This window comes from Leptobacterium meishanense (genome assembly GCF_037645805.1).
Lineage (GTDB): Bacteria > Bacteroidota > Bacteroidia > Flavobacteriales > Flavobacteriaceae > Leptobacterium_A > Leptobacterium_A meishanense.
The window spans coordinates 15,909-42,084 of sequence record NZ_JBBEXE010000008.1; the positions used below are offsets into that span (position 1 = coordinate 15,909).

The 26,176-nt window shown below is 36.8% G+C and carries 22 protein-coding genes; 16 read left to right on the forward strand and 6 right to left on the reverse strand.

Annotation, left to right across the window (positions count from 1 at the left end):
* Positions 1 to 196: 196 nt before the first annotated feature.
* From WBG21_RS09235 to panC, 5 genes are read right to left on the reverse strand one after another with little or no spacing between them, the layout of a single operon-like run.
* Entirely contained in the window at positions 197 to 727 is a 531-nt protein-coding gene (locus tag WBG21_RS09235; RefSeq protein ID WP_340077162.1) for a DUF6265 family protein, read from the reverse strand.
* Positions 728 to 766: 39 nt separating this feature from the next.
* Positions 767 to 1,915: an alpha/beta hydrolase gene (locus tag WBG21_RS09240; protein WP_340077164.1), complete on the reverse strand. Its 1,149-nt coding sequence runs from the start codon at positions 1,913 to 1,915 to the stop codon at positions 767 to 769.
* A 42-nt stretch (positions 1,916 to 1,957) separates the two neighbouring features.
* Positions 1,958 to 2,923 (reverse strand): lysylphosphatidylglycerol synthase transmembrane domain-containing protein, encoded by a 966-nt coding sequence (locus tag WBG21_RS09245; protein ID WP_340077166.1) that lies wholly within the window; start codon positions 2,921 to 2,923, stop codon positions 1,958 to 1,960.
* A 2-nt stretch (positions 2,924 to 2,925) separates the two neighbouring features.
* Positions 2,926 to 3,276: an aspartate 1-decarboxylase gene (gene panD, locus WBG21_RS09250; RefSeq protein ID WP_340077168.1), complete on the reverse strand. Its 351-nt coding sequence runs from the start codon at positions 3,274 to 3,276 to the stop codon at positions 2,926 to 2,928.
* 13 nt (positions 3,277 to 3,289) lie between these two features.
* On the reverse strand, positions 3,290 to 4,138 hold the full coding sequence (panC, locus tag WBG21_RS09255; RefSeq protein ID WP_340077170.1) for a pantoate--beta-alanine ligase: 849 nt from the start codon (positions 4,136 to 4,138) through the stop codon (positions 3,290 to 3,292).
* 107 nt (positions 4,139 to 4,245) lie between these two features.
* On the opposite strand from panC, the gene WBG21_RS09260 reads away from it, so the two are divergent.
* The 8 genes from WBG21_RS09260 (at position 4,246) to WBG21_RS09295 (ending at position 16,090) form a co-directional block, all read left to right on the forward strand.
* A complete protein-coding gene (locus WBG21_RS09260) occupies positions 4,246 to 5,061 on the forward strand; it encodes a glycogen/starch synthase (RefSeq protein ID WP_340077172.1) in 816 nt (271 codons plus the stop codon).
* An 11-nt stretch (positions 5,062 to 5,072) separates the two neighbouring features.
* Entirely contained in the window at positions 5,073 to 6,917 is a 1,845-nt protein-coding gene (locus WBG21_RS09265; protein ID WP_340077174.1) for a DUF4270 domain-containing protein, read from the forward strand.
* A gap of 3 nt (positions 6,918 to 6,920) precedes the next feature.
* Positions 6,921 to 8,768: a glutamine--fructose-6-phosphate transaminase (isomerizing) gene (gene glmS, locus WBG21_RS09270; protein ID WP_340077176.1), complete on the forward strand. Its 1,848-nt coding sequence runs from the start codon at positions 6,921 to 6,923 to the stop codon at positions 8,766 to 8,768.
* Between the two features lie 90 nt (positions 8,769 to 8,858).
* Positions 8,859 to 11,618, forward strand: coding sequence for a TonB-dependent receptor (locus WBG21_RS09275; protein WP_340077414.1), 2,760 nt, complete (start codon positions 8,859 to 8,861; stop codon positions 11,616 to 11,618).
* Positions 11,619 to 11,640: 22 nt separating this feature from the next.
* Positions 11,641 to 13,125 carry a G-D-S-L family lipolytic protein gene (locus tag WBG21_RS09280; protein WP_340077178.1) on the forward strand — a complete coding sequence of 495 codons (1,485 nt, stop codon included), beginning with the start codon at positions 11,641 to 11,643 and terminating at the stop codon, positions 13,123 to 13,125.
* A gap of 242 nt (positions 13,126 to 13,367) precedes the next feature.
* Positions 13,368 to 14,876 (forward strand): F0F1 ATP synthase subunit beta, encoded by a 1,509-nt coding sequence (atpD, locus tag WBG21_RS09285; protein ID WP_340077180.1) that lies wholly within the window; start codon positions 13,368 to 13,370, stop codon positions 14,874 to 14,876.
* Between the two features lie 91 nt (positions 14,877 to 14,967).
* Positions 14,968 to 15,246, forward strand: coding sequence for a F0F1 ATP synthase subunit epsilon (locus WBG21_RS09290; RefSeq protein ID WP_340077182.1), 279 nt, complete (start codon positions 14,968 to 14,970; stop codon positions 15,244 to 15,246).
* 52 nt (positions 15,247 to 15,298) lie between these two features.
* The gene (locus WBG21_RS09295; RefSeq protein WP_340077184.1) at positions 15,299 to 16,090 is read left to right on the forward strand and encodes a LytTR family DNA-binding domain-containing protein; all 792 of its coding nucleotides are present in this window, start codon (positions 15,299 to 15,301) and stop codon (positions 16,088 to 16,090) included.
* Between the two features lie 39 nt (positions 16,091 to 16,129).
* Here WBG21_RS09295 and WBG21_RS09300 read toward each other — a convergent pair whose 3' ends face one another.
* Positions 16,130 to 17,923, reverse strand: a complete 1,794-nt coding sequence (locus tag WBG21_RS09300; protein WP_340077186.1) for a M61 family metallopeptidase — start codon at positions 17,921 to 17,923, stop codon at positions 16,130 to 16,132.
* Between the two features lie 98 nt (positions 17,924 to 18,021).
* On the opposite strand from WBG21_RS09300, the gene WBG21_RS09305 reads away from it, so the two are divergent.
* From WBG21_RS09305 to bioB, 8 genes are all read left to right on the forward strand, one after another.
* Complete coding sequence (locus WBG21_RS09305) at positions 18,022 to 19,242, forward strand: aminotransferase class I/II-fold pyridoxal phosphate-dependent enzyme (protein ID WP_340077188.1); 1,221 nt, start codon at positions 18,022 to 18,024, stop codon at positions 19,240 to 19,242.
* Between the two features lie 13 nt (positions 19,243 to 19,255).
* A complete protein-coding gene (bioD, locus tag WBG21_RS09310; protein ID WP_340077190.1) occupies positions 19,256 to 19,891 on the forward strand; it encodes a dethiobiotin synthase in 636 nt (211 codons plus the stop codon).
* 5 nt (positions 19,892 to 19,896) lie between these two features.
* Positions 19,897 to 20,589, forward strand: coding sequence for a DUF2490 domain-containing protein (locus WBG21_RS09315; protein WP_340077192.1), 693 nt, complete (start codon positions 19,897 to 19,899; stop codon positions 20,587 to 20,589).
* A gap of 7 nt (positions 20,590 to 20,596) precedes the next feature.
* A complete protein-coding gene (bioA, locus tag WBG21_RS09320; RefSeq protein ID WP_340077194.1) occupies positions 20,597 to 21,865 on the forward strand; it encodes an adenosylmethionine--8-amino-7-oxononanoate transaminase in 1,269 nt (422 codons plus the stop codon).
* A gap of 26 nt (positions 21,866 to 21,891) precedes the next feature.
* Positions 21,892 to 22,482, forward strand: a complete 591-nt coding sequence (locus tag WBG21_RS09325; RefSeq protein ID WP_340077196.1) for an SET domain-containing protein — start codon at positions 21,892 to 21,894, stop codon at positions 22,480 to 22,482.
* Between the two features lie 84 nt (positions 22,483 to 22,566).
* A complete protein-coding gene (locus WBG21_RS09330; RefSeq protein ID WP_340077198.1) occupies positions 22,567 to 23,763 on the forward strand; it encodes a beta-ketoacyl synthase N-terminal-like domain-containing protein in 1,197 nt (398 codons plus the stop codon).
* 11 nt (positions 23,764 to 23,774) lie between these two features.
* Positions 23,775 to 24,887: an AbiH family protein gene (locus WBG21_RS09335; protein WP_340077200.1), complete on the forward strand. Its 1,113-nt coding sequence runs from the start codon at positions 23,775 to 23,777 to the stop codon at positions 24,885 to 24,887.
* Positions 24,888 to 25,064: 177 nt separating this feature from the next.
* Positions 25,065 to 26,159 (forward strand): biotin synthase BioB, encoded by a 1,095-nt coding sequence (gene bioB / locus WBG21_RS09340; RefSeq protein WP_340077202.1) that lies wholly within the window; start codon positions 25,065 to 25,067, stop codon positions 26,157 to 26,159.
* The last annotated feature ends 17 nt before the right edge of the window (positions 26,160 to 26,176 follow it).

Here is a 26,176-nt window from a genome sequence, read left to right on the forward strand (position 1 = left end):
GTTTTAAAGTTAAAAGTTTAATGTTTTGTTTAGTTGTTTATGTGTTTAGAAGTTTAGGTTATATTGAGCACTCTTCGACAGCCAGCCTATTCCAGTCGAGGCGAGTATTCAGAATGATATTTAATTATTAATTCATAGAGGGGTGTTTTTCTAGTTGCTGAATAAAAGTTACATATAACATTAAATGTGATGTGTATTATTCTTTTGTTCTTTTGTAATTGAATTTTACTTCGCGTTTATTTTTATCCCTATTACTAATTACAACATATAAATTTACTTCATTATCATCAACTTTTTCGAAAGTAAACTGATCGAAATAAACTTTGTTCGGGGTTACTTTTACTAATGGGAAGTCAACGGTTTTGTCTTTTTCTTCCCATCCCATAAGGTTAGCATGAAAGTGTTTCAATCGGAGCATTAATGTCTCATTTTCTTCAGAGAGGATCAAAAGCTCATAAAAACTGGGCTTGTTATTAACTACCAATTTAAAAGCACCCATCATAGTTCCGCCCAATGGAGGGGTCCATACTTCTTCAGTAATCCCACCAAAGGCTTTACCCCGCCAACTCCCTTCCATCCACTGGATATCTTTTAATGATGCTTTTGGCGAGCCAATAAGACTATCATAAACTAGGGTGTTTTGAAATTCTTGTTGGGCATATCCTATTTTGGTAATTAGGATTAGTACTATAATCAATAATTGTTTTTTTGTTTTTATAATACGCATCACTTTATGCTTTTCTTTTGGTCATTATTTCGATATTTTTTACCATCCAAAATCAGCTTTAATGGCATCGATTTTATCTAGCGCCATGTCTTTAGTAAGAAAATCTATTTCTTCCATTCCAAATGCTTTTTCATAGGTACGCATGGCTTTTTTGGGTTCACCGACTTGTTCGTAATACTCAGCTTCAAAATAGTAGCCAAGCATGGTGCTTGGGTACTGTTGTTTTCCTAATTTGGCTAACCGCTCCAATGAAGGCATGTCTTCTTTTTGTTTTATAGCGGCATAGATTGCCATGATGTCGTTCAAACTTACTTGTTTTTCAATGCCAAAAAGTGTTTTTATGGTATTGTACTTCTCCTCCAAATAGTCATAAATGGGCGTTTCCAGCATTAATATTTTTTCTTTGTATTCAGTTACGGAAATGGGTTTGTAAATGCCAAAGATTTGATCTAATGCTTTTGGAACGGCATAGGAAGCTAGCGAAATATGAGTGGCCCCTTTAAAGTCATCGAAATAGTATTGAATGTTTGGTTTGTCTACTGTTTTCATTTGTTGGTGAAGTGAGTATATCCGTTCACTGTTTTCCTTTAGGTCTTCTTGTGCAGTTGCGAGATAGTAGAAGAATTTTTTGTCTTGAAAAGTAGCAATTCGTTCAGGAATATGCTCTTCCATTAAAGGAGCTAAAGAAGGGCTTAGGTTAATATAACTGTCAAATAATGGTTTTTCTTTGAAGAGGTAATAATTGATGAAGTTTGAAGTAAGGGAGTGCCCTACGATCACTTTAAAATTAGCTAATTTATACTGTTCATCAAGATATGGAATGAGCTCCATCCCGATGAACTCAAAAAAATCGTTTCCTTTTCCGGAAGGGAACCCATTTTCGTCGCTATACTCGCAATCTTTCACGCGGATATTGTCATAATTTTGGTTAATACCTACTACGATCGCCTGTGGCATTTCGTCCCAATAGCTATAAAACTTTGTATTGGAAACAACAATGTCAAATAAGTATTCGGCATCCAATACTACAATAAGCGGATAGCTTTTTTCTTCATTATAATTTTCAGGGACATATACTTGAATAGGCCGTTCTTCATTTAGTTTATAGGAATTAAAAGGAGTCTGTTTGACTTGTGAGAACCCTATAAAAGTATAAAGGGATAAAAATGCAGTATATAAGATTTTCATTTCGTAAAGGGGTTTTACCTATAAACGAAGCAATTTATAAAATTATTTACTTCGATTGTAAATAGGTAGAAAAAGAAACGATAATGCCCCTATAAAAACAACTAGTAGGGTTTGGGAAGTCCACATAATCCAGCCAAAGGCATCAGCTGCGGTTTGTGAAATACCATAAATTACCAATATTTTGCCAACTGCAATAGGATACAGGCCAACACCTCCATTGGTGGTAGAAATGGCAAAGGTGCCGGCAATAAAGGCAGTGATGATGGCACTAAAAGGAAGATTTTGTGTTTCAGGCATACTATAACGGATAACCCAAAACATAAGAACATACATAGTCCAAATGAAAAATGTATGAAAAGCAAAAAGTCCCCTTCTTTTCATTTTAAAGATACTGGTTGCCCCTTCTAGCAAACCTTTTATGAATTTTTTTATCTTAATTGCAAAGGAAGCCTTGGAGCGCTTTATGAACCTGATAAAAATAAATAGACAAAAAAGCCCGATGCCTATAAAGAGTAATAGTATATTCAGGTTGAACCCTCTCTCTATGAAGAAACCAAGAATGGTTTCTGTTTGGAAAATGAATGCAAGCAGCACTATTAAAAATAACATAAACAAATCGACAACACGCTCTGCTACAATAGTGCCAAATGCTTTTTGAAAAGGGACATTTTCATAAGAAGCGAGGGTAGTTGCCCTTAATACTTCTCCTGAACGGGGAACACCCAAATTTGCAAGATAGGCAATAGCGACTGCCATAAGGTTGTTTGGATATCTTGGTCTGTATCCCATAGGCGCTAATAAAAAGTTCCATCTGTAGGCTCTTGACAGGTGGCTAAGTCCTCCCATTACTAAGGAAAGAAAAACCCAGAAGTAATCGGCATTTTTAATAGAAGTATATATTTTGTGGCGATCTTCTTCAGAAGTATTATAGTATGAATATGCTATGAAAAAAACTCCCAACAATAGCGGGAGTATAATTTTAGCATATTTTATAATTTTTTTGTTCAATATCAGGTTAATGAGTTATCTTTTTCATTGGGAAAAATCAATGTGGGCTTAAACGATTTTGCTTCTTCAAAATCCATAATTCCATATGAAATGATGATGATGATATCCCCTTTTTGGACTTTTCTGGCTGCAGGCCCATTTAGGGTAATTTCACCACTGTTTTTGTTCCCTTTTATAACATAAGTTTCAAGGCGCTCGCCATTATTGATATTTACAATCTGAACTTTTTCCCCTTCAATAATATTAGCTGCATCCATCAATGACTCATCAATGGTAATACTGCCAATATAGTTGAGCTCAGCGCCGGTAACCGTTACCCGGTGAATTTTTGATTTTACTACTTGTACTTGCATGCCGCAAAGGTAATTAATTTAAAGCGATATTATCTATTAGTCGTATTCCTTCTGCATATACTGCAATAAAAGCCCTATATTTTTTTTCAGGGTCTTTTATGCGGATACGTTTTAGGGTGTTGGTGTCCACTATTTCAATATATTCCAACTTGAACAATTCTTGATTTTTAAACTGGTTTTGTACCCAATGTTTTATGTCTCCTGATTTTTCTACAAGAAAACGTTCCTTAATTTTTAAAAGGATGTTATAAATAAAAGAGGCTTTATAACGGGTGTTATCTGAAAGGCGTTCATTTCTTGAACTCATTGCAAGTCCATTGTGCTCTCTTACAATAGGGCATCCTATAATTTTTATGGGAAGCTTTTCTTTTTTAACCAGTTTTTTAATAATGAATAATTGCTGATAATCTTTTTCTCCGAAATATGCCCGTTTTGGGTTCACAATTTCAAAAAGCCGTTTGACTACAGTTGCAACACCATTGAAATGCCCGGGCCTAAACTTTTCTTCCATGATAGATGCAACTCCTTTAAAGTTATACTCTTCAGAAATAGCACCATCAGGATACATCTCTTTTACGGAAGGGGCGAAAACAATGATATCATCATTTAGATGGTTCAGTTGAATAATGTCCCGCTCCAATGTGCGAGGATATCTTGAGAGGTCATTGGGATTATTAAATTGTGTAGGGTTTACAAAAATACTGACAATAACAATATCATTCTCAGCGAGCGCTTTTTTAACCAATGATATGTGTCCGGCATGGAGTGCTCCCATAGTAGGCACCAAGCCAATCTGATTTCGTATATTTTCATAGAGCTTTAGGTGCTCATCTAACGATGCAATATCTTTACAAACTTCCATTCACGAAAAATTAACAGCTTGCAAACTTATATATTTTAAAGGAATTAGGCATAATTTTTGTAATTTTGCATGCTTTAATAAAGTCACGAAGAAAACAGTTCAATTATATGACAAATAAGAAAGTATTATTTGTTGCTTCTGAAATGGTTCCATACTTGCCAGAGAATGAAGTTTCACTGATGGCATATGAAAGTCCGAGAATGGTAAATGACAGAGGAGGACAAATACGTATATTTATGCCTCGTTTCGGAAATATTAATGAGAGAAGACATCAGCTGCACGAGGTAATCCGGTTGTCAGGAATGAACTTAGTGGTAAATGACATGGATATGCCGTTAATTATAAAGGTGGCATCAATCCCTAAAGAGCGAATTCAGGTCTATTTTATAGATAATGAAGAATACTTTAAGCGAAAAGCTACATTTACTGATGAAGAAGGAAATCTTTTTCCTGACAATGACGAAAGGGCAATATTCTTTGCAAAAGGAGTCGTTGAAACTGTAAAAAAACTTAACTGGTCTCCAGATATCATCCATGTACATGGATGGTTAGCTTCCTTAGTTCCTATGTATCTCAGAAATTATTATGCAGACGAACCTTTATTTTCGGAAAGCAAAATAGTTACCTCCGTTTATAGTAATGGATTTGAAGGAGTTCTGGATAAAGAAATGGTAAATAAAGTATATATGGATGGAATTGATAATGAAGAAATGACATTTTTAGAAACTCCTGATTACTCGAATTTATTAAAAGTGGCTATTGCTAACTCAGATGCAGTAGTAGTAGCTTCGGAAGATATTCCAAGTGCTATACAGGAATATATTAATGAGATAGGAAAGCCATCACTTCCATATGTTTCAATATATGAATTTGAAGAGGCATATACTAATTTCTATGAAAAAGAGGTTTTAGGTAATAAATAGAAATGAAATTTATGAGAATATTGAGAAAAAGTGTGATAAGAGTATTTTTATTAGTGTGTTTTGCAGCAGTAATGTACTCTTGTGATGAAGATTTTAATACGATAGGGATTGATGTAGTTGGAAACAGCAATTTTGAAACAGATAAAGTAGTTTTTGATGTATATGCGCAAACTAAAACTTTAACTAGTGTCAGGACAGATGGTTTGCCATTATATCAATTGGGGAGGCTAAACAATCCAATATATGGGACTAGAGAGGCGCGTATTGTTACGCAGGCTTTTCTTCAGCCACCGAATCCGGTTTTTGGTTCTAGATCCCAAACTCTTGAAGATGTTCATGCTACAGATGATGATGAAGAAACAATACCAGAAAATGAAACAGTTAAAAAAGTATATCTAAATGTCCCATTTTTTAATAGCGCTCCTGAAGATGCTGATGGTGATGGGGTTCCCGATGATATAGATGTAGATCCTGACAATCCTGAAAGTGATACTGATGAAGACGGTGTTACTGATTTTGATGAGAGCAGGAATGGTACAGACCCACTAAATCCAGATACTGACGGAGATGGTATAGGAGATGCGGAGGATACCGATACAGCATCAGATATAGTCCCTGAGATTTTCAAATTAGACTCTATATATGGTAATAAAGAAGCGGTATTTAATGTACGTGTCGATGAACTTACATTCTTTCTAAGAGATTTAGACCCTAGTAGTAATTTTGAGGAAGCCCAAGAGTATTTTTCTAGTGCAGATTTTTCAGGATCTATAGGTCAAAATTTATATGATGGTGTTTTTCAGATAAACAATATTGAAACATTAATTTTTAATGAGGATGATCCTAATACCGATGCTGATGAGTCCACAACAGTTTTAGAGAGAGTTCCTCCTGGAATAAGAGTTGAACTCAACCCACAATTTTTTCAAGAGAAAATATTGGATAAAGAAGGAGCTAATGAACTGGCTACGAACAATAATTTTAAGGATTTTTTTAGAGGGGTTATTATATCAACAGACAATTTCTCAGAAGATATTTTAATGCTGTTAGATTTTGCAAAAGCTAATATTACCATTGATTATGAATATGACCGTTTAGATACAAACGGAACTTCCGGAAATACTTCCGATGATACCATAATAAAAGAGAGAGACACCTATAGGATATTGTTATCTAATACGATTTTGAACAGTATAAATACAATGATAAGTGATCTATTACCTGGAGATATTACTGCTGAAATAGCTAAGGGGATAAATGCTTCTCGTCTATATTTAAATGGAGGTTCCGGATCATTTGTTGAGATTAATTTATTTGATCCTGAAGGAGTTACAGAAAAACTAGAAGAGGTAAGAGCGAATGATTGGTTAATTAATGAGGCAAACCTTACCTTTTATATTGATAGAGCAGTAATGAATTCTTCGAGTAGCATAATAGAACCAAAAAGATTGTATTTATATAATCTAACGAATGGGACGACATTAATTGATTATGAGATTGACTTTTCTCAAGGTCCAGATCCAAATGGTTCCCGTAGTAACTATGGAGGGATTATTCAAACAGATGATGATGGGAAGGGGATTAAATATAAAATACGTCTTACAGAACATATTAACAGAGTACTCAGAAAAGACTCTACCAATGTAAAATTAGGCCTAGTGGTTACTTCAGACATTAATAATCCTGTGAATGTTACAGGAATTATAGAAAACATGGAAGAAGTTCCAATTCCTCAGGCCTCAGTTATAAACCCATTTGGTACTGTTTTATTCGGAGGGAATGCAACTACTCCTGAAGAAGAAGAGAAAAAACTGCGATTAGAGATATTTTATACAGACCCAACAAATGATAATTAATTTATGTGTGGAATTGTTGGATATATAGGTAAAAGGGAAGCATATCCTATCATTATGAAAGGATTGGAACGGCTTGAATATAGAGGCTATGATAGTGCAGGGATTGCTTTATATGACGGAACTAATATAAAACTATCAAAGACTAAGGGTAAAGTACAAAAACTTAAAGAAAAAGCAGAAAAAGAGATAACCATTTCAGGGAATTTAGGAATTGGTCATACCAGATGGGCAACTCATGGAATTCCCAATGATGTTAATTCACACCCTCACTATTCAAATTCAGGAGAACTGGTAATTATTCATAATGGCATTATTGAAAACTATGAACCATTAAAAAAAGAATTAATAAAAAGAGGGTATCATTTTGTTTCTGATACGGATACGGAAGTACTCATAAATCTTATCGAAGATGTTAAGAAAAATGAAGGTGTTAAACTGGGTAAAGCTGTTCAAATTGCATTAAACCAAGTTGTTGGAGCATATGCAATTGCTGTTTTTGATAAAACAAAACCTGATGAGATTGTTGTAGCCCGTTTAGGAAGTCCACTAGCCATTGGTATTGGAGAAGATGAATTTTTTATTGCCTCTGATGCAACCCCTTTTATTGAGTTTACTAATAATGCTATTTATTTAGAAGATGAAGAAATGGCCATAGTAAGAAGGGGAAAAGAGGTAAAAGTTAGAAAAATTAAAGATGACTCATTAGTCCATCCATATATCCAAGAACTTCAATTAAGCCTTGAGCAAATAGAAAAAGGAGGTTATGATCACTTTATGCTCAAGGAAATATATGAACAGCCTAATGCGATTAAGGATACGTATAGAGGAAGGTTAAGAACAAATCAGGGAATTATAAAAATGGCAGGAGTAGAAGATCATATAGAAAAATTCCTGAATGCAAACCGGATTATTATTGTTGCATGTGGAACCTCCTGGCACGCAGGCCTTGTTGCTGAATATATATTTGAAGATATTGCCAGAATTCCTGTTGAGGTCGAATATGCCTCAGAATTTCGTTATCGAAACCCTGTTATTTCAGAAAAAGATGTCGTTATAGCTATTTCTCAATCAGGAGAAACAGCAGATACGTTAGCAGCTATAAAACTTGCAAAAGAAAAAGGGGCTTTTGTTTTTGGAGTATGCAATGTTGTAGGGTCTTCCATTGCTAGAGAAACACATGCAGGGGCATATACACATGCAGGGCCGGAAATAGGAGTGGCCTCTACTAAGGCGTTTACTACACAAATAACGGTTCTAACGCTTATTGCTTTGAGATTGGCAAGTGAAAAAGGAACACTGTCCAAAACGCAAATACACCAGTACCTTATGGAATTGGAGGCTATTCCTGAAAGGGTGAAGAAGACATTGAACATAGGAGGTAAAGTAAAAACTATTTCAAAAATATTTAAAGATGCTCGAAACTTTCTTTATCTGGGAAGAGGATATAATTTTCCTGTAGCATTAGAAGGGGCATTAAAATTAAAAGAAATCTCATATATACATGCTGAAGGCTATCCGGCAGCAGAAATGAAACATGGGCCTATAGCATTAATAGATGAGCAGATGCCCGTAGTAGTCATTGCGACTAAAAAAGGACATTATGATAAAATAGTCAGTAATGTACAAGAAATAAAATCCCGCAGCGGTATCATTATAGCTATAGTTACAGAGGGAGATACTACAATAAAAGCACTAGCAGACTATACCATTGAAGTTCCTGAAGTAGCAGAAACACTTTCGCCACTAGTAACCACTATTCCATTGCAATTATTGTCATATCATATAGCAGTAATGAGAGGTTGTAATGTAGATCAACCACGAAACCTAGCAAAATCAGTTACTGTAGAATAATTGCGATTTTCATAAAATTTACAGTCTGCTATTAAAAAATAGCAAAAATCTGTATATTGTTCCCTCGAATTTATTAATCAAGACAAGATGATGAGAACATTATTTTTTGCAATTGTATTGTTGATAGGATCATTTTCATATGCTCAAACAACAATAAATGGTAAGGTTGTTGATGAAAATAACCAACCTATTCCTGGAGCCAATGTGGTAATTACAGGGAAAGCCATAGGAGCTGTTACAGATTTTGATGGTGTGTTTGTACTAACCACCTCAGAGATTCTGCCATTTGAATTAACGGTATCGAGTCTGGGGTATGCCTCGGCAACTGTAGACATTACATCAAACAACCAAAACGTAACGGTTACATTAAGTGAGCAGAACACACAGCTAGATGAAATCGTTATTTCTGCTTCTAGAACTCCAGAACGTATATTTGAATCACCCGTGACAGTGGAGCGTTTTGGCCTTAGAGAAATTAAGAATACGGCTTCGGCCGAATTCTATGATGGGTTAGAAAACCTTAAAGGGGTTGATATCAACACCAATAGTTTAACTTTTAAAGCACTAAACACCAGAGGGTTTGCTACCTTTAATAATACGCGTTTTGTGCAGTTGGTAGACGGTATGGACAATACATCTCCAGCCTTAAACTTTGTGTTGGGTAACTTACTGGGGATGACGGAATTGGATGTAAACAGTGTAGAACTTTTGCCTGGAGCCTCCTCTGCATTATATGGAGCGAATGCCTTTAATGGAATACTTTTCATGACCAGTAAAAACCCATTTGACTATCAAGGAGTGAGTGCATATTTTAGGTCTGGAGTTACTTCACAGGAAGCAGCTGGTGACAATGGATACTACGATTTTGGATTTCGGGCAGCACATGCTTTTTCCGATAAATTTGCAGCAAAAGTAAATTTCGCATATTTAAAGGGAACAGATTGGTTTGCTGTTAATGAACAAGATGTCCTTGCTCCTGGAAGTACAAGGGTTAATCCCAATTATGATGGATTGAACATTTATGGGGATGAAGTAAGCACAAATATAAGAGAAGTGGGAGAAACACTAGTAGGATTAGGAATTCTTCCTTCAGGTGCAGAAAATTTATTGCCCAATGAAAATGTTAGTAGGACGGGTTACGCAGAACGGGATTTAACCAACTACAATGCAGAAAGTATAAAAGCAGATTGGGCAATGCACTATAGGCCTTTTGCAGATGATTTTGAAATTATTTACGCAGGAAAAATAGGGTCAGGATCTACAATCTATCAGGGAGCGAACCGATATGCTATTAAAAATTTCTTTTTACAACAACATAAGATAGAAGTACGGAATGATAACTTCTTTGTTAGGGCTTATGCCACAAGTGAAGATGCTGGGGACTCTTATGATACCCGTTTTACAGGGATCAATATAAATAGGCTATGGAAATCAGATGAAACTTGGTTTGGTGAGTATGCAGGAACTTTTGTACAAGCGTCTTTAACAGGTGCTACCCCGGTACAAGCACACGCAGCGGCCCGGCAAGTGGCAGATACAGGAAGGCTTATTCCCGGAACAGCGGAATTTCAAAATGCATTCAACACAGTTACCTCTGACCCTGATTTGACAACAGGCTCGAAATTTCAGGATGAAACACAATTACGTCATGTAGATGTTAATTATAATTTTGCACATCTTTGGGATGTTGCCGAAATCCAGGTTGGGGGGTCCTTTAGAGAATATAAATTAAATTCTTCAGGAACTATTTTTACAGACATAGACGGCCCCATTAAATATTCTGAAGTAGGGGCATATACACAAATCCAGAAAAAATTGGCAGATGACCGGTTAAAACTTACAGGCTCTGTTCGATATGATAAATCACAATTGTTTGATGCCAATATTTCTCCACGTTTCTCTATAGGATATACAGCAGGGGCTGAAAGGGAACATAATATTCGTTTTTCTATTCAGACCGGGTTTAAAAACCCAAGTACACAAGACTTGTTTATAGGATTAGATGCAGGAAGGGCTATTTTAGTAGGATCAGCACCTGATAACTTAGACAGGGACGTAAGAACCTATACATTAAGCGGAGATGGGGCTGGCATAGTTGGTGCACCAACAGTGGATATTTTAGGGAGAGCAGCCTATGAAAATGCATTTTCACTAAATTCAGTACAAAACGGAACACCTACGGCTGCAGATGTAGGCTTGGTGCAACCTGAAGAAGTAACTGCCTATGAAGTGGGATATAGAGGGAAAATAGATAAGTTTATTATAGATTTTAATGCGTATTACAATAAATACAAAAATTTTATTTCCAACGAAAATGTAATAGTACCTCTCTATGGGACAGTAGGAGACAACACATTATCATTGTTAGCTTTAAATAATGATGACTTCCAAGTATACCAAACCTATACAAACTCTGATGCAGATGTAGAATCGTTAGGGGCTTCTATTGCAGTGAGCACCAAAATATTTGGAAACTATGATTTAAGTGCTAACTACACTTTTACAGAACAACATTTTGATCAAGCAGCAAACCCTGATTTTAGAACAAGCTTTAACACACCTAAACATAAAGTAAAAGCTTCTTTTGGAAACACAGATGTTATAGAAAACCTAGGGTTTAATATAAGCTATCGTTGGAGTGATTCTTATTTCTGGCAAGCAACCTTTGCTGATGGTTCTGTCCCTTCGTTCAATGTATTTGATGCACAAATCAATTACAGGGTTCCAAGTCTAAAATCTACCTTCAAAATAGGAGCATCTAATATATTAAACGATGAGTATTTTACCGCTTTTGGAACTGGAAACGTAGGGGCACAATATTATATCTCATGGTTTATAAACAATCTGTAAAAGAATTAAAAAACAATAGAATATGAAAACAAAATATAATTATAAAGGGCTGTTTTTAGTTGCTATTATAACTTTAGTAGCCTGTAATTCAGATGACGATGCAGTAGTTGTAGAACCACCGGTCGTCGTAGTACCGGGAAGTGCTGATTTCTCAAACTATGTAGCAGTTGGAAATTCATTAACTGCGGGATATACAGATGGTGCACTTTTTATTGCAGGACAAAACAATTCCTTCCCGAATATGCTGGCAGGACAATTTGCTTTGGCAGATGGAGGAAGCTTCACCATGCCTTTAATGGGAGACAACCTTGGAGGCGTATTATTGGCAGGAACTCCTATTCTAGAGAATAGGTTGTTTTTTAATGGTGCTGGGCCTGCAAGACTTCCCGGAGCTGCAACTACAGACATTACCAATGTGCTTACAGGGCCTTTTAATAACATGGGGGTTCCTGGAGCCAAGAGCTTTCATTTAGTAGCTCCCGGATATGGAAATATTGCTGGAGTACAGGCAGGGGCAGCAAACCCTTATTTTGTGAGGATGGCTTCAAGCCCTGGAACTACTGTAATGGCAGATGCAATGGCACAAAGCCCAACATTCTTTACGTTATGGATAGGAAACAACGATGTATTAAGCTATGCTACATCGGGAGGTACAGGAGTTAACCAAGCCGGTAACTTGGATCCATCTACCTATGGTTCAAGTGATATTACAGATCCAAATGTATTCGCTTCGGTATATAGTGGGTTAATCACAACATTGACTTCCGGCGGGGCCAAAGGGGCTGTGGCCAACATCCCAGATGTTACTACCATACCTTTTTTTACGACAGTACCTTATAATCCTATACCAATGGATGCTTCTACAGCAACGGCAGTAAATGCTGGGTATGCTGCATACAATGCAGGGTTAGCATTAGCGCTTACGGGATCACAAGCGGCGGATGATGAACGAGCTTTAAGAACCATCAATTTTGTAGAGGGTCAGAATGCAGTAGTAATAATTGATGAAAGTTTAACTGATCTATCAGAAGCCGGACTTCCCTCAATACGACAAGCTACGGAGAGTGATTTTCTATTATTAACGAGCTCTACATTAATAGGGACACTCGTTGGAGAGAATCCACAGTTGATTAATGGAGTAACGGTTCCTTTAGCTGATGAATGGGTTTTGTCCAAAAGCGAAGTAGAAGAAATAAAAACTGCTGTAGACTTATATAACATGACAATAGAAAATGCCGCCTCAGATGCCGGTTTAGCTTTTGTAGATGCCAATGGCCTGTTGAATGAAGTTTACGAAGCGGGCATCCCATATGATAACGGAAGGTTTACGTTAACATCAGCTTTAGTTTTTGGAGGCGCATTTTCATTAGATGGAGTACACCCAACCTCAAGAGGGTATGCATTTATAGCAAATGCATTTATGGAAGCCATCAATGAAACATATGGATCTAATTTACCTCCGGTAGATATATTGGATTTTCCTAATTTATTCCCTCCGTTACCATAAAAGAGTAAAATATAGAACTTTATTGGACCTCACAGGTTTTAAAACCTGTGAGGTCTTTATATTTTAAAACTGTCTATTTCTAACTTATTATAGCCATTTAAACCTGTATAAAAACCAATTCAAAAACCTTAAAAAATACCTCAAAACCCTATTCATTTTTCCAATTAAAAGTATATCTTTGCACCCTGAAAACAAGCTGCTTGCACAGCACACAAATAGTCAACAAGTAAATACACTAAGTAATGTCAAAAGTTACAGGAAAAGTTACTCAAATTATTGGTCCGGTAGTAGATGTTTCATTTTCCTCGGGATCAGACCTTCCAAAAATTTATGATTCGCTGGAAATTTCAAGACAAGACGGGTCTAAATTAGTATTAGAAGTCCAATCGCATATTGGTGAAGGTACAGTACGTACCATCTCTATGGACTCTACAGATGGTTTAAGTCGTGGAACAGAAGCTGTCGCTACACAGGCACCGATTCAAATGCCGATAGGAGAGGATGTTTATGGACGTCTTTTCAATGTTATTGGAGATGCTATTGATGGTTTAGGAGATTTGCCAAAAGCAGGAGATGACGGATTGCCGATCCACCGGGAAGCACCAAAATTTGAAGACCTTTCCACCGCTACAGAAGTACTGTTTACAGGAATTAAAGTCATTGATTTGATTGAACCCTATGCAAAAGGAGGTAAAATTGGTTTATTTGGAGGCGCAGGAGTAGGAAAAACAGTATTGATACAAGAATTGATCAACAATATTGCGAAAGGACATGGAGGATTATCGGTATTTGCAGGCGTAGGAGAACGTACCCGTGAAGGGAATGACCTTTTAAGAGAGATGTTAGAATCAGGTATTATCAAGTATGGAGATGATTTTATGCATTCGATGGAAGAAGGAGGATGGGATCTTTCTAAGGTTGATAAAAAGGCAATGAAAGAATCAAAAGCAACGTTTGTGTTTGGACAGATGAACGAGCCTCCGGGAGCGCGTGCACGGGTCGCCTTATCAGGGTTGACTGTAGCAGAGTATTTCCGTGATGGAGCAGGTGATAGACAAGGTAAAGATGTGCTATTTTTTGTTGACAATATTTTCCGTTTTACACAAGCAGGTTCTGAGGTATCTGCACTATTAGGACGGATGCCATCAGCGGTAGGATACCAACCGACCTTGGCAACAGAGATGGGTGCCATGCAAGAACGGATTACCTCTACCAAAAAAGGATCCATTACATCAGTACAGGCGGTTTATGTTCCTGCGGATGACTTGACCGATCCTGCACCGGCAACAACGTTTGCCCACTTAGATGCAACAACCGTACTTTCCCGTAAAATTGCAGAGCTAGGAATTTACCCGGCCGTAGATCCGCTAGATTCTACTTCAAGAATTTTAACAGCGGAAATTTTAGGAAAAGAGCACTACGAATGTGCACAACGTGTGAAAGAACTATTACAACGCTATAAAGAATTACAAGATATTATTGCTATTCTCGGTATGGAAGAACTTTCAGAAGAAGATAAGCTTGCTGTATCACGTGCAAGACGGGTACAACGGTTTCTTTCACAACCATTCCATGTAGCAGAACAATTTACCGGTATTCCAGGAGTATTGGTAGACATTAAAGATACCATTAAAGGCTTCAACATGATTATGGATGGTGAATTGGACCACCTTCCTGAAGCAGCATTTAACCTGAAAGGAACTATTGAAGATGCTATTGAGGCTGGAGAAAAAATGTTAGCAGAAGTATAGATAACAGTTTACAGTTGTTGAAGGGTCATTATGGACCGACATACAAGCCAACAATTAAGAAGCTAAAAACCAAAAACCTAAAGACTAAAAAATGTATTTAGAAATAGTAACCCCCGAAGCTACATTATTTAGTGGAGATGTTGATTCAGTTGCTGTTCCCGGGATTAACGGAGAATTTCAAATGCTGAATAATCACGCACCGATTGTATCATTATTAGGCAAGGGGACCGTCAAGATATACGGAGAAATAAAATTATCAAAAGGAGTAAAAGATAAATTCACAAAAGGAGATAAGAACGAAACATTATTGGCAATTCAATCAGGTACCATAGAGATGAGTGCTAACAAAGTGATTGTGTTAGCTGACTAACCTTTCAAGAAATTTAGTATATTAATCCTCATTTTTTAAATGAGGATTTTTTATGCTCAAAAAACAAATTCCATTTGTTAACAATTGGTTTAAACAGACATTAATAGGTATTTTAATAGCATTGTTCTTGGTGTTCATTCTACTTTACCTACAACCGTTTGACACATTCATGTTTAAGCATCCTAATAAAACCCTTCTTTTTTTGGGGTATGGAGCATGCTTATTGACTACACATATGCTTCTTTACAGGCTTGAAAAAATAATATATTTTCAGAACCACAACCGATGGACAATAGGGAATGAGGCACTATTTGTTATAATGTATTTTTTGATAGGGACACTTGTTATAAATATATACCATGTTTTGGTCATTAAAGAAGTAGCCTTTGAGTGGAGTAATTATGGACGCTTTCTATTTCTTTTTTCACTTCCCATTGCTATTATTATACTTCCGTTTCTTATGTATCTCCGATATAGAACAGGAGTATTGCCTACTATGCAAGAGATCATAACCATAGAAGGAAGTAACAAAAAAGATATTTTTACAATTGAAAAATCTAAACTGCTCTATGCCAAATCATCTGATAACTATGTAGAGTTTCACTTTTTAAACTCAGAAGGAGAAGTAGAAAGCTTTTTGATGCGGAGTACCCTGTCCAATATATTAAAGCAAGCCTCTTTTTTAATGAAAATACACCGGTCGTATTTAATAAATCCATCATATGCTAAAGCATTGTCAGGCCATTCACAAAATGCGTTTCTTGAATTAAAAAAAGGCTCAAAAAAACTTCCGGTGTCAAAAACCTACTATAAAAAACTTCAAGGCTATATAAATTCGCCATAAAAAAATGATTTTACCAAAAACAAAAGGGCTATAGTTTCTTTACTTTAACCACTTTTTACGGTTTTTGAGCATCTCTTTAGAGGGGGGTAGGCCAGCATCTTCAAATAGCTTTATAATATAAGTAGGGTTATTTCCCAGCGTTACTTTTGTTTGCCTTTGTTCTCCAAAACGGTTATAAAAAATGACCACTTCATCATTTGGGAGATAACGCTCCAATAATTCATCCAAATCTGTTGATGGATATATGGTAGTATTGCCAAAAGAAATGAGCAGGTCCCCTTTTTCTAGGCCGGCATTATATACCGGGGTTCCCTTTTTTGGATTTTTAGTAATAATCTTGCTTTTTATAACAGCCCCAAAATAAGCTTTAGTATCATCAATTTTTAAGGAAACACCAACACTTTCAAACAGCTTTTTATAATCGGGCATTTTACTTTTATAGATATAGGTATTGAAAAAATGGTCCCCAAATGCCTTTCCCGCATACTTATTCAAGGCATTATGAAGGTTTTCTATGGTATAGGGGGTTTCAGTTTTTCCAAAGGTATTCCAAACCAATTTCATATAACCGTCTAGATCTAGGTTTGCTGCTTCATTTCGTAAAGATAAATCCAGGGCTAGCCCTAAAACACTTCCGTATGAATAATAGGAAATAAATGTATTTTCGCGGTTCACGGGGTCTACTGAAGTTGCAGCATCAACAAAAGGTGCCTGATAGCTCATCTCAATAGGGTTGAAATAACTACGTGCAGGGGAATTCCACACATAATTAAAAGTTGATTCTAAACTTTTTATATATTCTTTAGGGGTTATAATACCAGCTCTACATAAAATCAGGTTGGTATAATAACTGGTAAAACCTTCAGCAAACCAAAGCTCACCACTCATATTGGCTTCTTTATAGTTAAAAGGGTTTAGTGATTTCGGGCGGATACGCTCTACATTCCATGCATGAAAAAATTCGTGTGAAACAGTTCCGATATTATTTTTCATACCGCCCTCAGAAAGACTTCTTGTGCTGGTAAGTATGGTAGAATTTCGGTGTTCCATGCCATCTCCGGAAGCATTATCAATATAACAAGCTAAGAAGGTATATTCGCCATAATCAAATTCAGGGAGTTCTCCATAGACCTTTTTTTCTTCCTGAACGATTTTCTTTACGTTTTCAAAATATTCATCAAGTTCGGCCTCCGTACCTTTATGGTGCAATACGAAACGGATGGTATAATTTTTTCCGTTGGAAGTTTCGGTAAACTGCCGTAGGCTATAATTGCTTATCTCAACAGGGCTATCCATAAAATAATGGAGGTTGGGGGCAAAGTATAGGTTACCTTTTATATGTTTTAACTGGGTGGCTACTTTCCAATCCAAATCTTCCCGAAGATTAAAATATACCTCAATAGGATTCTCCGCAAGAAGAGGGGCATACATAAAAGTTGCTGGAATATTTAAGTGGGCATGGGTCTCATCAATTTGCGAATAAGTGCCGTCACCCCTATTCCCATACAAAGTATATTTTATGGAAACAACACCATCATGCCCGCTCACATTCCATTGGTACGGATTGGGACGTGTTATTTTTAAAGGATTTCCTTTGCTGTCAGTAACAGTTACACCATATACATTTTTAGCAAATTCATGTAGTGCGTATCTTCCTGGAGAAGTCCTGCTCATTCGTAACTCAACAACACTATCTGTTAAATTACTGAAAGAAGCTGTTATCTCTGCTTCATGGTGAACTGCATTTGGGAATGAAATAGTATACCTGCTTGATTGCGCAGAAAGGAAATGTACAATCATAAAAAGAAGCCCGAAAAAAGAAAGTTTAAACATAAAAATACGGTTTTTACACAACGAAGATATTAATTATAAATCGGATTGCTTTTTCTTTTTGAAGACAGAAACAAAAAATGATGTATTACTTTTGCGGCATGAACAGATTTCCAAAAAAACTAACTTTTAAACTAGCTTCAAGGGAAAAAGAAGGGCTTTTAAGAAAATTACCAGAGGCTGGGGAAGGGAAAATAGATTTTTCTTCCAATGACTATTTAGGATTAGCAAAGTCTGAAGTTGTTTCTCAGCACGCACATCAATTGCTAAAAGCCCGAAAAATGCTGATGAATGGGGCAACAGGCTCACGGTTGCTTTCGGGAAATTATCCTTTATATAAAGAAGCCGAAAAAACACTATGTGAATTTCACGACACAGAGGCAGCATTGATCTATAATTCAGGTTATGATGCCAATCTGGGATTGTTTTCTTCCGTTCCGCAGCGGGGAGATATTATTCTTTATGATGAATTGGCCCATGCGTCCATTCGCGATGGGATATCCATGTCCAAAGCAAAAGCATACAAGTTCAGGCATAACAAATTGGAGCACTTACAGCAATTAATAGTACGTTGCCAAACTGAGCGCAGTCAAAATAATGAAGAACAAGAAATCTATGTAGTGACCGAATCGGTGTTCTCTATGGATGGGGATAGTCCAAACCTTAAGGCATTTGCAGAAATCTGTTTGGCAGAGAATTGTCATTTAATTGTTGATGAGGCCCATGCCATCGGTGTTTATGGGGAAAATGGACAAGGGCTTGTCCAAGCATTAGGGTTAGAGAAAAAAATATTTGCCCGTGTTATTACTTTCGGAAAAGCCTTGGGATGTCATGGTGCAGCCATTCTAGGGACGGAAAAACTAAAAGACTACCTTATTAATTTTTCCAGAAGTTTCATTTATACCACAGGTTTGCCCCCTCATTCATTAGCCACGACTTTAGTAATCTATAAAGCTCTTGCTGTCATTTCAAATCCCGATGGCTATCGGGAAGAGAAATCTGATTCAATCGCTTTGATAATTAAAAAAAATATCGAAAAACTCCATCAAAACATTGCTTTTTTTAATAAGGAAGTCGAAAAGTACCAACTCCAAGATTGTTTTATTCCCAGTACTTCAGCCATTCATTGTTGTATTATTTCAGGGAATGAAAATGTAAAAACAATTGCCACAATCATACAAGAAAAAGGCTTTGATGTAAAACCTATTCTTTCCCCGACAGTCCCTCAAGGACAAGAACGGCTTCGTATTTGCTTGCATAGCTACAATTCTGAAAAAGAACTATCGAAATTTTTAAGCCTATTAGCTACTTTTACAAAATAAATAAAGAACACTTTTGAAAAAACTATTTATCACTGGAATTTCCACAGAAGTAGGCAAAACAATTGCTGCAGCCATTATAACAGAAGCCCTAGAAGCGGATTATTGGAAACCTGTTCAGGCAGGGGATTTGGATAATTCTGATTCCGATAAAGTGAGTGCATTAATTTCTAACCCCAAAACAACCATTCACCCAAACAGTTATGCTTTGCAGGTTCCCATGAGCCCGCATGCTGCTGCTGAAAAGGAAGGTATTGAGATAAACCTTGAGAAGATCAACCCTCCAAAAACAAGCAATCATTTGGTCATTGAAGGTGCCGGGGGAGTGCTGGTCCCGTTAAACACAAAAGATACGATTATGGACATTATTCGTCCGGATTACAAAACAATTATTGTTTCCCGGCATTATTTAGGGAGCATCAACCATACATTGTTGACCATAGAGGCATTAAAAAGTAGGGGATTGACCATAGGGGGGATTATTTTTAACGGCTGTACCCATGACAGTTATCAACATAAAACAACTGAAGAGATTATCATAAAAATGACAGGCGTACCGGTAATCGGAAAAATATATGAAGAACCCCAATTTGACAAGGAAACCATAAGGCGATATGCTACCTTATTGAAACCAACACTAGAAACACTTTAATAAATATGAAAAGAAAAATAATCACCATAAGTATTGTAATGATTATGGCTTTTAAAGGCTATAGCCAAGTTGATGAAGATAAACTAGGAGCTTGGTATATGTATTTTTGGAACACCACCCTAAAAGAAACTTCTTGGGGCTTTCAAGGGGATATTCAATACAGGAATTGGGACCTTATCGGGGACTTGGAACAACTATTGCTTAGAGGGGGAGCCACCTACCAACCTAAAAACACCAATGTAAAGTTCACATTAGGATATGGCTATATAAAGTCAGGAGCCTTTGGATCAAGCGATGCCACTTCTGAAGAAAGCCGGATCTACCAAGAAGCCTTGTTACCACAAAAAGTAGGAAATAGAGTTTACTTAACACATCGGTTTCGGTACGAACAACGTTTTGTAGAAAATCAAAACTTCAGGACACGGTTTCGGTACAATTTTTTTATAACAGTCCCATTGAATAAAAAAGACCTCGAGCCGGGTGCCGTATATGTCGCATTTTACAATGAGTTGTTTATCAATGGACAGCAAGCTATCGGAAATGGAAATAGTGTGACATTGTTTGACCGTAACCGTACATATTTCGCGTTAGGATATAGTATCACTAAAAATTTAAAAGCACAGTTTGGTTTTATGCAACAAACCACCAATACATTGCACAAACAGCAATTACAGTTAAGTTTGCACCATACGTTATAATTTGCCTATGACACTATCAAAACGTGACCAAAAACATCTTTGGCACCCCCTTACCCAACATAAGCTGCACCCTGAAGCTATAGGGATTGTAAAAGCCAAAGGGACTATCTTATATGACGAAAATGAAAATGAGTATATAGACGGCATTGCTTCCTGGTACACCTGTATGTATGGTCATTGCAATGCGTATATTATAAAAAAAGTGCGAGAACAGTTAAGCATTCTTGACCAAGTGGTGTTTAGTGGGTTTACCCATGAGCCTGCGGTGAAACTTTCCGAAGAGCTTATAAAAATATTACCCGATAACCAAGCCAAACTCTTTTTTTCCGACAATGGTTCTACTGCTATAGAAATAGCCATAAAAATGGCTCTTCAATATCACTTCAACAAAGGGAATAAACGCAATGTAATTGTTGCATTTAAAGAAGGCTTTCATGGCGATACCTTTGGCGCGATGTCCGTTTCGGGCCTGTCCATTTACAATGGTCCATTCAAAGAGTTTTTTATTACTGTAGAAAGGATTCCTGTACCAACGGGGAAAAACAATGACAATATTCTATCACAATTAAAAAAGCTGATTGCCAAAAACAATGTTGCCGGATTTATTTTTGAACCCTTGGTACAAGGGGCAGCTGCCATGAAAATGCACGATGTAGGAGGATTGGACCAGTTGATCCGTTTGTGCCATGAAAACGAGGTAATCACTATTGCTGATGAGGTAATGACAGGTTTCGGAAAAACAGGAAAAAACTTTGCTTCCGGATATCTACAAAATCTCCCCGATATTATCTGTCTGAGCAAAGCGCTTACTGCCGGGGTAGTACCTATGGCAATTACGTCTACAACCCAAAAAATATACGATGCTTTTTATAGTGATGAAATAGCCAAAGGGCTTTTTCATGGGCACACCTATACAGCCAACCCCATTGCTTGTACGGCAGCACTGGCTGGCATAGAATTGCTTCAATCCAAAGAAATACAGGAAAGCATACAGCGGATTATTAAATCACACCAAAAATTTGATAACCGTATCAAACAACATCCCAAAGTAGCAGCTACCCGCCAGCGCGGGGTTATTTATGCCCTTGATTTGAACGTGAAGATGGAACGCTATGGAAACCTGCGAGATAAACTCTTTAATTTCTTCATGAAAAATGGAGTGTTCCTTAGGCCTTTGGGCAACACTATTTACATCTTACCACCTTATATTATTACCGAAAAAGAATTACAAAAAATTTATAATGTCATTGAATCAACATTAGAAAAAATACTATAATTTAGTAATATGATTATAGATAATTAATGATTCACCCGCATACCGAGCTACAATTTATTTCCGATGAAATAGGTTATGGCGTTGTGGCAACACAATTCATCCCGAAAGGCACCATCACTTGGGTGCAGGACAAGTTGGATGTTGTCCTTACACAAGCTCAAATTGATAAAATGAGCGAGTTCTACCAAAACGTTTTAGACTATTATACCTTCAGGAACCAAAAAGGCAAGTACATTCTCTGCTGGGATTTGGCCAAGTATGTCAACCACAGTTTTAAAAGCAATTGCTTGACCACACCGTATGATTTTGAGATCGCCATTCGGGATATTTATCCAGGGGAAGAACTAACGGACGATTATGGCTACCTGAACATTGCAAAACCCTTTAAAGCAAAAGATGAAGGGACCAAACGAAAGGTCGTTTATCCTGACGATCTTTTAAAATACCATTCAAAATGGGACAAGGCCATTGCTGCTGCTTTTCAACATATAGAAGAAGTAGAACAACCGTTAAAAGAACTTTTGCCTGAAAAAACGGTTTTAAAAATTAAAAAGATCCAAAAAGGACAACAGCCGATAGACTCTATTTTGACCTGCTACTTTCCAAATAATAAATAAGGTTTAAACAAAAAAATAACCCTTTGTGTATACGTATAAATAGCATTAGTTTTGCCACATTGAACAAATGTGACCGATTACTAAATGAAGAACCCAATCTCAATAACTGCTGTCGCTTCCCTATCCCCTTTGGGAAGTAGGCTAGAGAAAATATGGGAAGCATATCAAAGCCCAAAGCATTACATCATTGAAAAGGAATTTAGTGCTTTTACAGCGCTTGTTTCCGAATTGAACGAGCAGGATAAAACAGCTATTGCAGGGCTCCGGGATTCCGAGGCTAAATACAAGGCATTGGATAACACCGTTTTGTATGCCATTTATGCATCAAGGAAAGCAGTAAAACAGGCTAGTTGGGGAAAAGGAACACATTTTGGGATAAACATAGGATCCTCAAGAGGGGCCACTTCCCTTTTTGAAAAATACCATAAAGATTTTTTAAGCCGAAAAAAGACAAAGACCCTTAGTTCGCCTACTACCACTCTTGGGAATATTTCATCATGGGCAGCACATGACTTGCAAAGTACAGGCCCTGAAATATCACATTCCATTACCTGTTCCACCGCATTGCATGCCATGCTCAATGGTATTGCTTGGCTGAATGCAGGTATGGCTGATAAATTTTTGGTAGGAGGTAGCGAAGCTCCGCTTACCCCATTTACCATCGCCCAAATGCAAGCCTTAAAAATATATGCAAAACTAGATAAAGAGAAGTTGTCATCTCGAGCGCAGTCGAGAGATCAATTATATCCATGCAGAGCTTTTGACCTTGAAAAAAAGAAAAACACGATGATATTGGGAGAAGGTGCAGCGGTGGCATGTTTAGAAAGTGGTATAAAAGAAAATGCATTAGCTCTTGTAGAAGGGATAGGATATGCCACAGAAATTTTAGAACACAATATTTCTATTTCTGCGAAGGCCGATTGTTTCCAAAAATCGATGAAAATGGCTTTGGGAGATGTTGCTCCTGATCAGGTAGACGTTATTGTGATGCATGCCCCTGGAACTATAAAAGGGGATATATCGGAATACAATGCCATAAAAAAAGTATTCCAACATGAAGTGCCGGCACTTACCACCAATAAATGGAAAATAGGCCATACGTTTGGAGCTTCCGGGATGTTAAGTATAGAATTGGCTATTTTAATGATGCAGTACCAGCAATTTATAGGAGTGCCATTTAACCCTGCAGTAGAACCTCCGAAACAAATTAAAAAAGTGCTGATAAATGCGGTAGGCTTTGGAGGAAATGCAGTGTCGGTACTATTAAAAACACCGGACTAAAAATTAAATATATGAACAGACTTATTTTAATAGGAAATGGTTTTGATTTAGCGCATGGTTTAGAAACAAGGTATGAAGACTTTATTTTGGATTATTATAGAACAGTTATTGAAAATTTTTGCAATAAAAAAATACCCTACTCAGATCCTTTTTTTAAGTTAAATCATAATGAAACCCCCAATATTTATAGAATGTCCCTACCAAGATCAATGAATGATATAAACGATATAAAAAAGTTTATAAAAAATTCCAAAGAGTATAATATTAGAATAGATCTTTTGTCAAGGCTTATGAGATTAGGTCTATATAATATAATGATGAATAATTGGGTTGATATAGAAAGGGAGTATTATGAATTCCTAATAAAATTTTTAAAAAACAATAACCGTTCAGCAACCCCAACCCCTATTCCTCCAGATATAGTTCAATTAAATAGTGATTTAGAATATGTAAAGGAAAAACTGGAAAAATATTTAACTAGATTGAATATTCAAAATATGAAGCATATAGAAGATAACAGCGATGCATTTAATAAAGTTTTTTTTGAAGAAATTAAAACAGATGAAATAGTAGTTCAAAAAACATTGATGGAAGACAAAGAACCTGAAACTATTTATTTTTTAAACTTTAACTATACATCTACTATAAACCATTATCAAAAATGGGCAGGAGGCAGAACTTTACATGTTAATCATATTCACGGAGAATTAAACAATGAAAAAAACCCAGTCATATTTGGCTATGGAGATGAATGGGACAAAGAATATTTGGAATTTGAAAACCTGAAAAATGATGATTTATTCAAACATGTCAATGAACATATTAAATCCTATAGGTATTCTCAAACATCGAATTATCATGAAATGGTCCGCTTTGTGGAGTCAGGTGAGCTGCAGATATATATTATGGGGCATTCGTGCGGGTTATCAGACAGAACCATGTTGAGGTTTATTTTTGAACACGAAAATTGCAAGTCAATAAAAATATTTTTTCATCTCAAAGATGATGGGACAGATGATTATACAGATAAAGTATATAATATCTCTCGGCATTTTAGAGATAAAGGGTTAATGAGACGCAAGGTGGTGCCAAAAGACAAATCCAAACCAATGCCAAAATTATAAAAAACTATATTGGTTTTATCTACTGTAGGTTGATAAAAACACCTTGGGAGAGATACTTTTTTGGATCGCTTTCCATGGATTGAACAAGCAAAGAAAATGAACAAATAAATAACAAAACGAAACGAATTTGCTACTTTTGAAAGTCGATAGAGAGAAGATATAATTTTTTAAATATTTATGAGGAATATCAAACACAACTGGACAAAAGAAGAAATCTTAGAAATATATAACAAACCTTTAATGGAACTGCTTTATGAAGCAGCGACTATTCATCGGGAGCACCATGACCCTAATACAGTACAAGTTTCTACCCTGCTATCAATAAAAACAGGAGGTTGCCCTGAAGATTGTGGGTATTGCCCGCAGGCAGCCCGTTACCATACCGATATAGAAGGCAATGGTTTAATGTCTGTACAGCAGGTAAAAGCACAAGCACTAAGGGCAAAAGCATCCGGTTCTTCAAGGGTATGTATGGGAGCTGCATGGCGAAATGTAAAAGATGGTAAAGAGTTTGATGAAGTCTTAGAAATGGTACGTACCATCAACAAATTGGATATGGAAGTATGTTGTACATTGGGAATGCTTACCGAAAATCAGGCAAAACGATTGGCCGAGGCCGGATTGTATGCCTACAACCATAATTTGGACACGTCTGAAGAATATTATAAAGAAGTGATCTCTACCCGTGGGTATGAAGACCGTTTGCAGACCATAGAAAATGTTCGTAAAACGAATGTTACAGTATGTAGTGGCGGGATTATAGGCATGGGTGAAAAATTAGAAGACCGGGCAGGTATGCTAGTCGCTTTAGCTACACTAGACCCACATCCAGAATCAGTGCCTATTAATGCATTGGTTGCTGTGGAAGGGACACCTATGGAAAATGAGCAGCCAATTGAAATATGGGAAATGGTCCGGATGGTAGCCACTACCCGAATTGTAATGCCCGAAACACAAGTACGCCTATCAGCAGGAAGAACAGTGATGAGTAGGGAAGGGCAGGCACTATGTTTTTTTGCTGGGGCAAATTCTATTTTTGCTGGGGACAAACTATTGACCACACCCAATCCGGATGTAAACGAAGACATGGAGATGTTCAAGCTTTTGGGCCTAAACCCACAAAAACCATTTACGAAAAAAGTACAACCACAAACAGTTGAAGCTCCTGATTCAGAGTATAAACCTTTGGGAGAAAAGCCTAAATGGAGTCGTCCTGGACATGTCATAGAACGAAATGAAGAAACTAAAGAACGGGCTAAATTATCAAAGTGACAGGTTATTAAAACAAT

Bases quoted from the DNA above. Each gene is read 5' to 3' on its own strand.
- glmS (WP_340077176.1), top strand. From the start codon at position 6,921: ATGTGTGGAATTGTTGGATATATAGGTAAAAGGGAAGCATATCCTATC.
- panD (WP_340077168.1), bottom strand. From the start codon at position 3,276: ATGCAAGTACAAGTAGTAAAATCAAAAATTCACCGGGTAACGGTTACC.
- WBG21_RS09300 (WP_340077186.1), bottom strand. From the start codon at position 17,923: ATGTTTAAACTTTCTTTTTTCGGGCTTCTTTTTATGATTGTACATTTC.
- WBG21_RS09315 (WP_340077192.1), top strand. From the start codon at position 19,897: ATGAAAAGAAAAATAATCACCATAAGTATTGTAATGATTATGGCTTTT.
- WBG21_RS09265 (WP_340077174.1), top strand. From the start codon at position 5,073: ATGAGAATATTGAGAAAAAGTGTGATAAGAGTATTTTTATTAGTGTGT.
- WBG21_RS09290 (WP_340077182.1), top strand. From the start codon at position 14,968: ATGTATTTAGAAATAGTAACCCCCGAAGCTACATTATTTAGTGGAGAT.
- WBG21_RS09235 (WP_340077162.1), bottom strand. From the start codon at position 727: ATGCGTATTATAAAAACAAAAAAACAATTATTGATTATAGTACTAATC.
- WBG21_RS09330 (WP_340077198.1), top strand. From the start codon at position 22,567: ATGAAGAACCCAATCTCAATAACTGCTGTCGCTTCCCTATCCCCTTTG.
- bioB (WP_340077202.1), top strand. From the start codon at position 25,065: ATGAGGAATATCAAACACAACTGGACAAAAGAAGAAATCTTAGAAATA.
- WBG21_RS09275 (WP_340077414.1), top strand. From the start codon at position 8,859: ATGAGAACATTATTTTTTGCAATTGTATTGTTGATAGGATCATTTTCA.
- bioA (WP_340077194.1), top strand. From the start codon at position 20,597: ATGACACTATCAAAACGTGACCAAAAACATCTTTGGCACCCCCTTACC.
- WBG21_RS09260 (WP_340077172.1), top strand. From the start codon at position 4,246: ATGACAAATAAGAAAGTATTATTTGTTGCTTCTGAAATGGTTCCATAC.
- WBG21_RS09305 (WP_340077188.1), top strand. From the start codon at position 18,022: ATGAACAGATTTCCAAAAAAACTAACTTTTAAACTAGCTTCAAGGGAA.
- panC (WP_340077170.1), bottom strand. From the start codon at position 4,138: ATGGAAGTTTGTAAAGATATTGCATCGTTAGATGAGCACCTAAAGCTC.
- WBG21_RS09325 (WP_340077196.1), top strand. From the start codon at position 21,892: ATGATTCACCCGCATACCGAGCTACAATTTATTTCCGATGAAATAGGT.
- WBG21_RS09295 (WP_340077184.1), top strand. From the start codon at position 15,299: ATGCTCAAAAAACAAATTCCATTTGTTAACAATTGGTTTAAACAGACA.
- atpD (WP_340077180.1), top strand. From the start codon at position 13,368: ATGTCAAAAGTTACAGGAAAAGTTACTCAAATTATTGGTCCGGTAGTA.
- WBG21_RS09280 (WP_340077178.1), top strand. From the start codon at position 11,641: ATGAAAACAAAATATAATTATAAAGGGCTGTTTTTAGTTGCTATTATA.
- WBG21_RS09240 (WP_340077164.1), bottom strand. From the start codon at position 1,915: ATGAAAATCTTATATACTGCATTTTTATCCCTTTATACTTTTATAGGG.
- WBG21_RS09335 (WP_340077200.1), top strand. From the start codon at position 23,775: ATGAACAGACTTATTTTAATAGGAAATGGTTTTGATTTAGCGCATGGT.